The sequence below is a fragment of the Streptomyces sp. NBC_01454 genome, assembly GCF_036227565.1.
GTDB lineage: Bacteria > Actinomycetota > Actinomycetes > Streptomycetales > Streptomycetaceae > Streptomyces.
Window position 1 is genome coordinate 3,548,009 of record NZ_CP109460.1, and the last position, 12,853, is coordinate 3,560,861.

The following is a 12,853-nucleotide window of genomic DNA, read 5'->3' on the forward strand; positions in this document are numbered from 1 at the left end:
TCGGGTGCGGTGACGGGCCGGAGGGGCCGGTGGGGGTGGGCGGGGGTGGGCGGGGGTGGGGAGGTGAACGTAGGTGGCTTTGTGGCTTTTGGCTTATCGGCAGCCGCAATTGGCCACCGCTGAGGCGAGTTTGTCCAGTGCGCCCTGGGCGCCCTGGGGGTCGGTGGTGCCGGTGGTCATGAACGAGAACACCAGGAGCCGGCCGTCGGCGTCGACGACGGTGCCGGCCAGGGTGTTCACGCCGGTGAGGGTGCCGGTTTTGGCGCGCACGGCGCCGGCGCCGGCGCTCTGGCCCCGGTAGCGGCTGCTGAGGGTGCCGGTGAAGGCGGCCACCGGGAGGCCGGTGACGACCGGGCGCAGGGCGGGGTGGTCGCTCGCCGCGGCCTGCAGCAGGAGGTGGGAGAGCAGGCCGGCGGTGACCTTGTCGTCGCGGTTCAGGCCGCTGCCGTCCTTGAAGACGGCACCGGACAGGGGCAGGTGCTGCCGGGCCAGGGCGGTGCGGACGGCGTCCCCGGCGCCGGCGAAGCTGACCGGACGGCGGGAGCCGAGCGCGGTCTGGCGGGCCAGGGCCTCGGCGATGTCGTTGTCGCTGTAGGTGAGCATCCGCTCGACGAGCCCGGACAGCGGAAGGGAGTGGACGGCGGCGATCCGCCGGGCCTTCCCGGGAGCCTCGGCGTCGGCCGGTTCGCCGTCGACGGTGATGCCGCGCTGGTGGAGCAGGCCCGCGAAGGCGCGGGCCGCGGCGGGGGCCGGGTCGGTCTCGCGGGGGGCCGGGCCGTGCTCGCTGTCGTCGAGGCGGGCCTCGTCGGTCATCAGCGGGGTGACGGGGGCGAGGTTCTCGTTCGGGCCGATGGGGTGCTCGACGGGGCCCGAGTAGGCGCCGGTGTCGTAGCCGAGGCCGACCTCGGTGAGGTGGCGCTGCTTGAGGGCACGGGCGGTGGCGTCGGCGAGGGCGCGCAGACTCGCGGGCTGCTCCTCGGCACCGTGCCGCGGGGCCCGGGCGGTGAGGGTGGGGTCGCCGCCGCCGACCAGCACGATGCGGTTCTTGCCGGACAGCACGACACCGGTGTCGATGCGGTGGTCGGGGCCGAGCACGGAGAGCGCGGCGACGGCGGTGGCGAGTTTGACGGTGGAGGCGGGGGTGGCGGCCTTGTTCTGCCCGGCGCCGAAGACCTCCCGGCCGCCGGCGACGTCCACGACGGAGGCCGTGCGCAGCGGGCCGAGCGCCGGGTCCGCCAGCAGCGGGGCGAGCGCGTCGGCCAGCCCCGCGTCGGTGGGCACGGGGGCCGCGCCGCGGCCGGCGGCACCGTGCGCGGGGGCACCGAGTGCGGGCAGCACGGCCGGTGCGCTGGGCGCGGGTGCCGGCTTCTCGGCGTGATGCTCGCCACTGGCGTCGTCCATCACCGCCGCCTCCGCGCGCTCGGCCGTACGCTGACCCGAGTCCCACGGTCCGGCCGCCGCCACCGCGACGAGCGCGACCGCCAGGCCGGTGCCCGCGGAGACCGCCGTGAGCCGCCAGGTCTGCTGTGTGTGGCGCGGTGTGGCCTGCCAGGCCTGCCGTGCGGCATCGGCCGCTGCCCGCGCCGACCGGCTCGCGGCATGCGCCGCCGTGCGCACGGCCTGCCCGGACGATCGCACCGCCGCCCGCGCGGAACGCTGCGCCGACTGCCATCTGACCTGCCATGTTCCGGTCTCCGGCACCTCGGACCAGCCCCTTTCGCCACCACACACCTGCGTGGGGGACACTTAATCACCAGACGTATGTGTTGATCATGGAGGAGCCACCCGTGGAGTTCGACGTCACCATCGAGATCCCGAAGGGTTCGCGGAACAAGTACGAGGTGGACCACGAGACCGGTCGGATCCGCCTGGACCGTCGACTCTTCACCTCGACCAGCTACCCGGCCGACTACGGCTTTGTCGAGAACACCCTGGGCGAGGACGGCGACCCGCTGGACGCCCTGGTCATCCTGGACGAGCCGACCTTCCCCGGTTGCCTCATCAAGTGCCGCGCCATCGGCATGTTCCGGATGACCGACGAGGCCGGCGGCGACGACAAGCTGCTGTGCGTGCCGGCGTCCGACCCGCGCGTGGAGCACCTGCGGGACATCCACCACGTGTCGGAGTTCGACCGCCTGGAGATCCAGCACTTCTTCGAGGTCTACAAGGACCTGGAGCCCGGCAAGTCCGTCGAGGGCGCCGACTGGGTCGGCCGCGCCGAGGCCGAGGCCGAGATCGAGGCCTCCTACAAGCGCCTCGAGGCGCAGGGCGGCGCGCACTGATCCAGAGTCACCGTCCCGGCGCCCGGCCCGGTTTTCCCGGCCGCCGCACGCCGGGACAGGCACTCTGATTTTCGTACGCGAATGGGCGGCACCCAGTCGGGTGCCGCCCGTCGTCCGTGTCACGGCGTCGCCGGCGGACGTGCGGTGTCAGGGGCAGGGCGTGGCCGGGGGCGGCGGTTGCCCAGGGCGAACTGCCGCGGCGGCCCGGCACGGCTCTTGAGGGGGCTGAGGCTCTCAGGACGCGCGGGGGCGGCGACGCGCCCGCGCCCGTCCGGTCACGGGCGGAGCGACGCGGCGGCCGTGCAACGGCCCGCAGGAAGGCCTCCGGCGACGCGGGCCGTGGACGGCTGACGGGCCTTACGTGAGGGCTCAGCCGTTACGCAGAGGCGAGGGCAGGGGCCGCGGCGGCCTTTTCGACCGGTGCCGCGCGCTTTTCGTTCTGCAGGAAGACGTAGAGAAGTGCCGGGTGGGTGGCGCCGAAGGCCAGCACGAAGCGGTTGAGACCCATGAACTGCCCGATTCCCAGGTGGAACAGGGTCATGGAGCCGAGATAGGCCTTCGCCGCGGGCTTGGGCAGCACGAAGACCAGCGGGAAGCCGACCTCTGCGGCGACCGTCGTCCAGGTCACCAGCTTTCCCAGCATCGGGTACTTGTGCACGAGCTGGAAGATGCGCGGGTCCCCGTAGTTGTGCGTGCGGATGACTCCGCTGAACGCCTCTCCGCTCAGCCACACCGGGGACACCAGCTTGACCACGCCGGAGGCGACGTACGAGATGGTCGTCTCCAGGGCCAGGGCGCGCATGGCCACGTCACGGGCCTTCTCGTCGTCCTTGAAGGTCCCGGTCGAGGCGAGCACCACGTTGACCACCTGCTGCAGCTGGTCGGCACCGTCCCCGCCGAAGGGAGTGTGCAGCCGGCCGGCCGCGCCCGTCACCGCCAGCACGGCGCTGCCCGCCGCGCGTACCCCGCGCTTGTGCGCCCAGATCAGCGTGGCGGCGGAAGCACCCGCCTGCACTCCGTACAGGGCGACCGCTGCCTTCTTGGAGCTGAGGGCGCGGGTCAGCCGCGGGAAGCGCTTGGCGAACTGGGGGCGCATGCTCGCCAGCTGGCCGCTCAGCAGCTCACCGTCCTCGAACTTGCGGTGCTGGCTCAGCATTTCCAGTGCGGAGACCAGCGTGCCCAGCGAAGCCACTCGGCGTGCCGTGACCTCGGGTGGAGCGCTGAGAAACATGGGTGAGTGCTCCCTGTGAGTTGAGAGGAAGATGTGGGTATCAAAGGGCGGGGGCGCGGTACGTGTATCGGGCGTACCGTGCCCCCGCCCTCATTGATCAGTCGGCCGGATGGTTCAGCCGGCGATGTTGTGCGTGATCTTGTCGACCGCGACCGCGGTGGCAGAGGTCGCCGCGAAACCGATCGGCGTCGCCTCCGGGGTGGCGATGGTCGCCAGCGGGGTCATCATGGTCGGGGTCGCGTCGGCACCGATACGGCCCGGCTCCACGTCGACCAGCTGGGCGTTGGCAAAGTCAGCCAGCATAGACATTGCTGTCCTCTTTCTCTCGGTTCTCACAGTGAGCACTCCAGCCATTCGGCGGGAGGGCACGGACTCACGCGGTGGTGGAACTGCCGAGTGAGTGCGCGGCTTCCGGCCGAGCGGGCCTGAACAAACTGCTAGGCGGCTATCGGAAGGGTCTCCGGACGGGGCGTGCCGGCGGTCGGCAGCGGAATGTTCTCGGAGACGAAGAAGGGCTCGATCTCCCGGTTCTCCGGGGCGGCGAGGTAGGAGTGCATCAGCAGGAACTGGCTGTGCGAGGCACCTTCGGTGTGGGGCAGGTGGTGCTGGATGTAGCGGGAAAGCAGCAGGTACCCGGGCGACCAGACCACGGGGCCCATCTCCGATCCGGCGGCTGCCGCGCGGGCGCGGATGCCCTGGACGGCGTCGAACAGGGCCTTGGGGGAGCGGTTGCGGGCGTTCCAGGCGAGTGCGTACCAGGGCCTGTCGCGGGTGACCGGGATTTCCTTCCACTCGCCGGGCTTGCCGTCCGTGAGGTCCCGGTAGAGAAGATGGCTGTCCTTGACTCCCGGATTCGGCCCGAAGAAGCGCCAGTTGGGGGTCGGTATGCGCCGCTTCCCGCACCACAGGAGACTGTCGAAGCGCGTATCGGGCAGCTGCGCCGCGGCCGTCACGACGAGCCAGGTGGCAAGCGAGGCCGTGACCGCGACCGTCTTCACGCGTTCCGTGTTCACGCTCAGGTTCACGTCAGCTCCTTTTCGCGCCCGCGGCGGTCTTGGCGGCGGGACGGTCCCCGGCGGACTGCCGCCGTTCCGATCCGGTCCGCTCGGTCGGTGGGTCGCCGGCGATCACCTCTGCCACCTTCTCGGCGTGTGCCTGGACGGTGAGCAGCGACTCGTGATCGGCGCCGTCGATGATCTGGTGCCGGGAACTCTTCGACAGGGCGGCCATCTTGGCCTGGACCGCGTGGTGCGCGGCGTTGTCCCCGTGGTTGTTCTCCGCGGTGACCACGCTCAGCGGGACGTCCAGGGCGGTGAGGGCCGGATAGGTCATCGCGTCCCGGTAGTCCCGGTAGGCCAAGGCCCAGGTGCGGGGCTCCGCCAGGAATGCCGTGGAGCTCCGGTTGATGTCCGGGCGGTAGGTCTTGTTCTTGTTCAGGGCGGGGCGGAAGGCCGACAGGCCGGCCAGGGCGTACACCTGCTCCATGATCATCGACTGCTGGGACCAGCGGTCGACCTCGCTGCGCCGGGAACTGCGCAGATGGGCCACGTCGGTGGCGTCGACCATGACCACCGCGCTCACGCCCTCCGCCGCGCCGGGATGGAGCGACGCATAGGCGGCGACGAGGTATCCGCCGAGGGAGTGGCCGGCCAGCACCAGCGGAAGGCCGGCGGCGTACGTCTCGCGCAATTCCTGCAACAGCGCGAAGTGCCGCTCCAGACCGTACTGCGTGGTCGGCGTGCTGAGCCCGTAGCCGGGAGCGTTGAACCGCACATATCCCATGTCCGCGGGAAGTGCGCCGCAGACCCAGTCCCAGTATTCGTGCGGCATGCCCATACCGTTGTCGAGCAGGACAATGCGCCGGGCCTTAGGAGGAATATCGACGGCCACCTCGATAAGGCTGCCATCCGGCCGCTCGTGCAGCATGAAGCGGCGCGCGCGTTCACGCCTGCCGGTGAATCGCATTACTGCGCCGGCCAGCAGGCTCGCGCCGGCCAGTCCGGAAATTCCTACGGCAAACTGGCGCTCCAAAGACGCCACATTCCCTCCCCCGTGATTCGAAGTGGCTGTTACCCAGAAATCTAACACGCGATGCCGGACTCAAATAATGAGTTAGTTGACTCTCCGGCCGGGGTGGGTATTCCCCCGGGGCACCGGAACACGGCCGATGGCACTCCGGCTGTACTTCCGGAGTTCTATGTACAGCTCGCCTATCGTGGCCTTCAGCGTGGCGTTTTCTTTGATCAGTTCCGCTATCCGCGCCGCACTCTCGGAGTCCCTGCCGCCCTCACCGGCCAGGCCATTACGGCCTCCCTCGATGAACTGTCGACGCCAGTTTGATACGGACTGTTCGGAGACCGCTGCTTCCCGCGCGGCTTCCGCTGCGGTCAGTTCGCCGGTCACCACTCTGAGTACGAGGGCGAATTTCTTGTCGGTCGGCAATATCGGAGGACGTCCCACGGCAACCCTCTTCTGTCATCTGCGTTTCTGAGTGTGCTGCCGCATTCAGGGCTTGACGTAGCAACAGATGAACATGGGGGCCCGTTCGCTGTACGGGGTGCCGTCCCACCGCGCCATGTGGGCCTCGGGCTCCAGCCCGGCCGCGCGAGCGTAGCCGTCGATGTCGTCCGGGGTGGTCAGCCGGGTGAGCTCGGAACCCACCCGGGTGGTGCCGTCGGACTGGTAGAGGATGTGCGAGCAGTGCCACAGACCGCCGTCGAGCAGCGTGGAGTGGGTCTGCACGCCGGTTCCGGGCTCCGGATAGGGGACGAAGTAGGTGGTGCGGGTGCGTCCCTCGTGCAGTTCCAGGATCGGCGGCTTGTTGTGGGTCTCGATCACCAGCCGGCCGCCGGGGGTGAGGAGATCGGCCGCGCGCTGAACGGCCCGCTGCTGGTCCTCGGGGGTGTGCAGGATCGACAGGGTGGCGCAGACGCAGTACACGAGGCCGTAACGGGATTCCGAGGTATAGGTGCGTATGTCCCCGTGCACCGGCTCGACGTCTCCGCCGTCCTTCAGTTTGACGCGCAGCGTGTCCAGCATCTCCGGTGAGGAGTCCACGCCGGTCACCTGGCCGATACGCGCGGAGAGCGGGAGGGCAATCCGCCCGGTACCGACGCCGAACTCGAGGGTTCCCGTCTCGGGTGCGGGATGGAGGGCCACCAGCCCTTCCACCGCCTCGGCGGTAATCCCGTCATCCGGGATCAGCCGGTCATACCAGCCCTTGAACTGTCGCCCATAGCCAATGTCTTCAACCCCGTTTTGCACCCGAGCTTCCTCTCATTATCCCCACTGTCGATACCGATGGGAACGTCGCGAAGCCGAGGAGCTGGAACGAGGCAAGACGTGATTCGCCAACAAGGCGGCACGGGGTCACCGCAGCCGTCTGCATGGTTGGTCAGACCAGCAGTTCCTGTCGATCCAGTGATGACGCCTCAACGGAGCGTGTGGGGGGGTACTTACATTTGAGACAATATCAGGTCGCTATGGCCTGTCCAATGAATTTTCGGCGACCCCGGCACACGTCACTGAGCAGGCCCTGAGCGCAAGTTGACGCAGCATCAGATTCTTGACTCCCGCTTTAGCCGGCACGCCCGCATTCGAATGGTGCGGGCGTGGGCGCCAGATGGGGTGCATTGCGTATGCCGAAACACCGCCGAAGGGCGGAGAGAGCTGCCATATAGCCGGACATGCCGTGCACACTGGGCCCCGGCGGGGTGGCCGAGGAGCACAGGAAGACCCCGGGCAGCGGTGTCCGATAGGGGTCGATGCGGGGGACGGGCCGAGCGATGCTCTGATACAGCGTCATGGCGCCGGAACCGATGTCCCCGCCCACGTAGTTGGGGTTGTAGGCCTCGTAGTGGGCGGCCGCCATGGAGCGGTGGTCGATGATCGTGTCCCCGAAGCCCGGGGCGTAGCGCTCGATGCGGGCGCGCACCAGGTCGTAGGGGTCGGTGGGATCGCCGTTCGGCACATGCGCGTACGCCCACACGGGACGCTTGCCGGGCAGCGCGCGGCCCGGGTCGGCCACCGCCGGGTCCACGAGGAGGACGAAGGGCTCGCCGGTCCGCACGCCGCGCGCGGTCAGGGTCTCCTGCCGGACCGTCTCGGCGCGGGTGCCGCCCAGATGCACCGTTCCGGCGCGCCCCACCGCGGGGTCGGACCAGGGAATCGGCTCGGAGACCAGGAAGTCGACCTTGGCGGCGCCCGGGCCGTAACGGAAGCGCTCCAGGCCGCGTGCGTAGGCGCGGGGCAGCCGGCCGCCCGCCAGGGCCAGGAAGCCCTTCGGGCTGGTGTCGAGCAACACCGCCCGCGCACCGCGTAGTTCGTCCAGGGTCTCCACGGTGTGCCCGGTGTGGAAGACGCCGCCGTGCGCGGTGATGTCCTGGGCCATGGCCTCGGCGATGCGGCCGCTGCCGCCACGCGGCAGCGGCCATCCCGTCCCGTGGGCGAGGTGGCCGAGCAGCATGGCCACCGCGCCGGAGGCGAGGCTCGGCAGTCTGCCGACCGCGTGCGCGGCGACGCCGGTGAGCAGGGCGGCCGCCTCCTCGCCGCGGAAGCGTCCCGCGCCGAGCCCGCTGCCGTGGACGGCCACCCGGTGCGCCAGCAGCAGGGCGGCCGCCGGGTCCCGCGGCAGCCCGCGCCGGCCGGAAACGAGCAGGTCGACGACGCCCTCGCTGTGCTCCAGCAGCGGGCTCATCAGCTGCCGCCAGCGCGGGCCGTCGGGGCCCAGGTGCGCGCAGGTCTTTGCCAGCGAGCGGTAGGCCAGGGCCGCACGGCCGCCGTCCAGGGGGTGGGCGTAGCTGATCTCGGGGTGCAGGAGTTCGACCCCGCGGGCCGCCAGGTCGAACTCCCGGAAGAACGGCGAGGCGGCGGCCATGGGGTGGACGGCGGCGCAGAGGTCGTGCACGACGCCGGTGTCGAAGAGCGGGGCCGTGCGCAACCCGCCGCCGATGGTCTCGGCGCCCTCGTAAAGCTCCACCTTCAGGCCGGCCCGGGCCAGGACCACCCCGGCCGCGAGGCCGTTGGGCCCGGTGCCCACGATGGCCACGTCGATGGTGCTCACCACCGCTCCTCATTCGTGATGGCCCGCAGGCGCACGGTCTGTTCGGTGAGGCCGGCGTACGCGGGCCAGCCGATCGCGAAGGCGGGCGGCGGTGTCCACGGTTCCAGGGGCACGGGGGCGGCCGCCGGGGCGATGTGGCCGGGCCCGGCGTGCAGTTGTGAGCCCGCCAGCCGCCGGTAGAGCTCGTCGTGGTCCATCAGGTCCTGGTGCACGCCGGTGGCCCGGACCCGGCCGCCCTCCAGCACCACGATCTTCTCGGCGTCGATCACCGTGGAGATCCGGTGGGCGATGGCGATGACCGCGCACTGCCGGGAGACCCGGCGCAGCACGTCGCGGAAGTCCCGCTCCGAGTCGGAGTCGAGGTTGGAGGTGGCCTCGTCCAGCAGCATGACCGCGGGCTTCTGCAGCAGCGTGCGGGCGATGCACAGGCGCTGGCGCTGGCCGCCGGACAATCCGCTGCCCTGGTCGCCGAGTTCGGTGTCGAGGCCCTGCGGCAGCTGGGCGATCACGGTGGTGAGGCCGGCCATCTCCACCGCCTCCTGGATGTCGTACTCCGTGGCGTGCGGCTGGGCGTAGGTCAGGTTGTCCCGGACCGTTCCGCGCATGGCGGCGCTGTCCTGCTGGACGTAGCCGACCAGCCCGCGGACCGTGTCGAGCGGCAGCGCCTCGATGTTCTGCCCGCTGAGCTGGACGCGGCCGCCGTCCGCCGCGTAGAAGCGTTCGATCAGCTGGAACATGGTGGTCTTGCCCGCGCCGGACGGCCCGACGACCGCCGTCAGCCCGCGTGCCGGCACGGTGAACGAGACGCCCTTGAGCACCGGCGTCCAGTCTTCCTGCTTCCCGCGCCGGTAGGCGAACCGTACGTCGTGGAACTCGACCGCCGGCCGTTGCCGGGCCAGCGGCCCGAAGCCCACGGTGGGCTGCGCGGCCGTCGTCCCGCCGCCCTCCTGGGGCAGGCGGGCGAGCTCGTCGACCCGCTGGATGGCCGCCCGGCCCTGGACGAACTGGCCCACTCCCATGAAGAACGTCACCAGGGGCGAGACCAGTTGGAACAGGTACATGATGAATGAGGTCAGGGTGGCCATGTTCATCTCGCCGCGGGCCACCCAGGACATTCCGACGCCCACGACGACGGCCAGCGCGCCCTGCGTGCCGACGTTCATGGACGGCATCAGCAGGGCGTTGAAGGCGTTGACCCGGATACCCGAACGCCGCGCCTTGTCGGCCAGCTTGCCGATGCGGGCGGCTTCGCGGGGCTCGGCGCGGGAGGCCTTGACCGTGGGCAGCGCGGAGAGCACCCGCTGAATGTCGCTGGCGAATTCGCCGGTGTCGTCCCGGTTTTCCAGTGCGACCTTGCGCAGCTTGCGGGCGAGCGCGATGGAGACGACGCTGGCGGCGCCGAGGCAGCTCATGGTGATGAGCATCAGCCATGTGTCGATGAGGAACATCAGCACGACGCCGCCGATGACCGTGGCGCCGCTGATGATCAGTTGGGCGAGGCTCTGCGAAAGGGCGATTTTCACCAGTGAGGTATCGGTGACCGTGCGGGTGAAAATATCGCCCTGGGACTGCTTTCCGAATGCGGTGAGATCGGCGCGCAGCAGCCGGCCGGTCAGGATCTCGCGGACGTCGAAGACGATATTCTCCCCGGCCCGGCCGATAATGTAGGCCTGCAACGAGGAAAAGAGGGCGCCCGCACAGAAGAGCAGGACGAGCTGTGTGATGGGTTGTGCCAGCGACTCGTCCCGGCCCGCCGCCTCGATCAGTTTGCCGATGGCCCAGGGCTGGGTGAGCGAGGCGCCGACCCCCAGCAGACCCAGCAGCACGCCCGTGACCAGCAGCGTGGTGTGCTGTCGGGTGACACTCGCCACCGACTCGACGCCGTCTTTGGTCCCGCCTCTCAGGCTCGCTTTGTGCGCATGACTCGCCATGAGTGCTCCCCCCGTTTTGACGACGGTCGCTTTGTGCGCGCGACAGCCCGGTCTGATGGGGATCCGTCGTCAAGGTGTTCGAAGCTAGCACGCCGCCCGGTATCAAGTTATGCGTTAGTTGATTTGCCGGCACAGCCCCCTTGAACAAATGGCAGCCGTGCGCGGCGGGCGTCAGTTAATTGCTTTGTTTCTTACTTGGGGCACGGTCGCGTACGGCCCGCTGTGCGCCCTGAAGGACCGCCGGCCGGTGCGGCCGGACGCGCCGGCCGCACCGTGGCGCCGCCCGGTGGGCGGCACATCGCGGTGGGCGTGAATTGCGCCAAAGATTCGCAATCCACCTGATGATTTACTTTTTCCGGCTGATTCGCCCCACCGGATCGCGCGGTGAACCGCCCTAGAAACCGCGGGTGCGCTTGGCGGCGCGGCGGCCGGCGGCGGCCTCCTCGACACCGGGCCCGCGCAGGAACAGCCGGGCGACCTCGGCACCGAGATTCACTCCGACGGCGATGGCGAGCGCCAGCGAGGCGGCCTGCACCAGGGACGGCAGCCCCTGTGCCAGATGCCCCTGGGCGAAATTGAGCAGGCCGAAATACGTGGCACTACCGGGCAGCAGCGGGCCGATGGCCGCCGTGACGTACGGCAGCGCGGACGCATAGCGGTAGCGGGAGAGCAACTGCCCGAAGAGACCGACCAGTCCGGCGGCGATGGCGGTGGCGGGCACCACGTTGATATCGGCGCGGTAGACGAGGGTGCCGTAGACGACCCAGGCGACCCCGCCGTTCAGCGTCGCGAACGCCACCGTGTTGCGTTCCTGTTGGAGCAGCACACAGAAGGCCAGCGCAAGCAGCATGGCCGCGATGATCTGGACCAGTGGCTCGTTGTACCCCCTCAGCGCCTGCTCCGGGTTGAGCCGGCGCAGGTCGGGATTGAGGTGCAGGCCGATATAGAGCACGCTGAGCACGCCGACGACGATGCCGACGATGAGATAGCCGACCTCCAGCAGACGTGCGGCGGCGGTGATGTAGTAGCCCGTCAGTCCGTCGTGCACACCGGCGACCAGCGCCCGCCCCGGGATCAGCGCGAACAGCCCACCGGTGATCACCGCGGACGCCGAGACGCTGGCGTGCGCCAGACCGAAGGCGACACCGACCGCGGCGGGCGGCATCGCGGCGACCACGAACTGGTAGAACTCCGGCAGTCCGCGCCCGGAGGCGAGCCAGGCCAGCCGGTCGCCGAGCATCGAACCCACCGCGGCCGCGACGAACACCAGCTCCCCACCGCCGACCAGCATCGAGGCCGCGCCGGACAGCAGCCCGGAGGCCAGGGTCAGCGCCCAGCTGGGGTACGGGTGGCGATTACGGCGGATCTCGGCGAGGCCGCGGTAGGCCTCTTCGAGGGTGATGCCTTCGGAGGCGATCTCGTCGACGAGCCGGAAGACCGCGGACAGCCGGTTGTAGTCGACGCCGCGGCGCCGGACCGTCCGGCTGGCCGTCACCGGGTCGTCGACCAGCGAGGGCTGGTAGGAGATCGACAGCAGGGTGAACGTGACGGTCGGCTCGACGCGCTCCAGCCCGTAGGCGTGCGCCACACCGAACATCGCGGCCTCGACGTCCTCCGCGCCCTCGCCGCCGGCCAGCAGGATCTCGCCGATACGCAGCGTCAGGTCGAGGACGCGGGGAACGGCCGGACCGGTCTCCTCGTCGCCGCGCTCCGGACGCTCGGGCACCGGCCGCTCCCCCACCGGCATCCGCAGCATCGTGCGCATCCGGTCCTGCCAGGGCGCCTCCTTGGTGAGGCGGACGACCGGTATGCCGTGCGGCGGGGTGAAGGCGGCGCCCATGGCGGTGGCGCCGACGGGCATCGGGTGCTGGCCGGTGGTGCTGCTGGGCGGCGTGAACGCCGACCCCTCCTCCTCGGCCGGGGTCTCCGGACGCAGGCCGGCGGGCAGCGCGAACTCCGAGGTGGGGTGCTCCTCCTCAGGGGCCGGCGGGTACGGCACGCCCAGCGGCGGGGTGAAGGCACTGTGTGCCTCGTCCGACGCGGGCTTGCGCTCCTCGGGGGCACCGCTCCGGTCCGGGGCACCGCTGCCGCCGCTGCTGCCGCTGGTACCACGCTGGCCGCGTTGTGGGTCCGACGCCACGGATCTTCGCTCCTCGTAAGCCTCCTGACGGATGTCAAGGACACGATGCCTGATGGCTGTGCGCTGCGCTTCCTTGGGGCGGGCGTTTTCGGCTGCGGCGCCGTGCGGATCGGTGGAACTCACCTGTTTCGCCTGCCCCGGGCCCCGGGGAGCAAGCACCGCGGGCGGCTTCACGGGGGAGGCGGACGGAGGCGGCGGGGTGTGGCG

The 12,853-nt window shown here is 70.4% G+C and carries 11 protein-coding genes; 1 reads left to right on the plus strand and 10 read right to left on the minus strand.

What is annotated here, in order from left to right:
* Window positions 1-93 precede the first annotated feature (93 nt).
* The gene (dacB, locus tag OIU81_RS15505; protein WP_329148110.1) at window positions 94-1,701 is read right to left on the minus strand and encodes a D-alanyl-D-alanine carboxypeptidase/D-alanyl-D-alanine endopeptidase; all 1,608 of its coding nucleotides are present in this window, start codon (window positions 1,699-1,701) and stop codon (window positions 94-96) included.
* An 86-nt stretch (window positions 1,702-1,787) separates the two neighbouring features.
* Here dacB and OIU81_RS15510 point away from each other — a divergent pair, with 86 nt between their 5' ends.
* Entirely contained in the window at window positions 1,788-2,282 is a 495-nt protein-coding gene (locus OIU81_RS15510; RefSeq protein WP_003968257.1) for an inorganic diphosphatase, read from the plus strand.
* A 376-nt stretch (window positions 2,283-2,658) separates the two neighbouring features.
* Here OIU81_RS15510 and OIU81_RS15515 read toward each other — a convergent pair whose 3' ends face one another.
* From OIU81_RS15515 to OIU81_RS15555, 9 genes are all read right to left on the minus strand, one after another.
* Complete coding sequence (locus OIU81_RS15515) at window positions 2,659-3,513, minus strand: hypothetical protein (protein WP_329148112.1); 855 nt, start codon at window positions 3,511-3,513, stop codon at window positions 2,659-2,661.
* A gap of 114 nt (window positions 3,514-3,627) precedes the next feature.
* Window positions 3,628-3,822 (minus strand): linaridin family RiPP, encoded by a 195-nt coding sequence (locus OIU81_RS15520; protein ID WP_329148114.1) that lies wholly within the window; start codon window positions 3,820-3,822, stop codon window positions 3,628-3,630.
* A 128-nt stretch (window positions 3,823-3,950) separates the two neighbouring features.
* Window positions 3,951-4,538 carry a hypothetical protein gene (locus tag OIU81_RS15525; RefSeq protein WP_329148116.1) on the minus strand — a complete coding sequence of 196 codons (588 nt, stop codon included), beginning with the start codon at window positions 4,536-4,538 and terminating at the stop codon, window positions 3,951-3,953.
* A gap of 1 nt (window position 4,539) precedes the next feature.
* Entirely contained in the window at window positions 4,540-5,478 is a 939-nt protein-coding gene (locus tag OIU81_RS15530) for an alpha/beta fold hydrolase (protein WP_329331758.1), read from the minus strand.
* 147 nt (window positions 5,479-5,625) lie between these two features.
* Entirely contained in the window at window positions 5,626-5,955 is a 330-nt protein-coding gene (locus tag OIU81_RS15535) for a helix-turn-helix domain-containing protein (RefSeq protein WP_329148120.1), read from the minus strand.
* A 63-nt stretch (window positions 5,956-6,018) separates the two neighbouring features.
* The gene (locus tag OIU81_RS15540) at window positions 6,019-6,777 is read right to left on the minus strand and encodes a class I SAM-dependent methyltransferase (RefSeq protein WP_329148122.1); all 759 of its coding nucleotides are present in this window, start codon (window positions 6,775-6,777) and stop codon (window positions 6,019-6,021) included.
* A 313-nt stretch (window positions 6,778-7,090) separates the two neighbouring features.
* Window positions 7,091-8,575, minus strand: coding sequence for a phytoene desaturase family protein (locus OIU81_RS15545; RefSeq protein ID WP_329148124.1), 1,485 nt, complete (start codon window positions 8,573-8,575; stop codon window positions 7,091-7,093).
* Window positions 8,572-10,506 (minus strand): ABC transporter ATP-binding protein, encoded by a 1,935-nt coding sequence (locus tag OIU81_RS15550; RefSeq protein WP_329148126.1) that lies wholly within the window; start codon window positions 10,504-10,506, stop codon window positions 8,572-8,574. Before OIU81_RS15550 ends, OIU81_RS15545 begins: the two co-directional genes overlap by 4 nt.
* A 394-nt stretch (window positions 10,507-10,900) precedes the next feature.
* A complete protein-coding gene (locus tag OIU81_RS15555) occupies window positions 10,901-12,646 on the minus strand; it encodes a threonine/serine ThrE exporter family protein (RefSeq protein WP_329148128.1) in 1,746 nt (581 codons plus the stop codon).
* Between the last annotated feature and the right edge of the window lie 207 nt (window positions 12,647-12,853).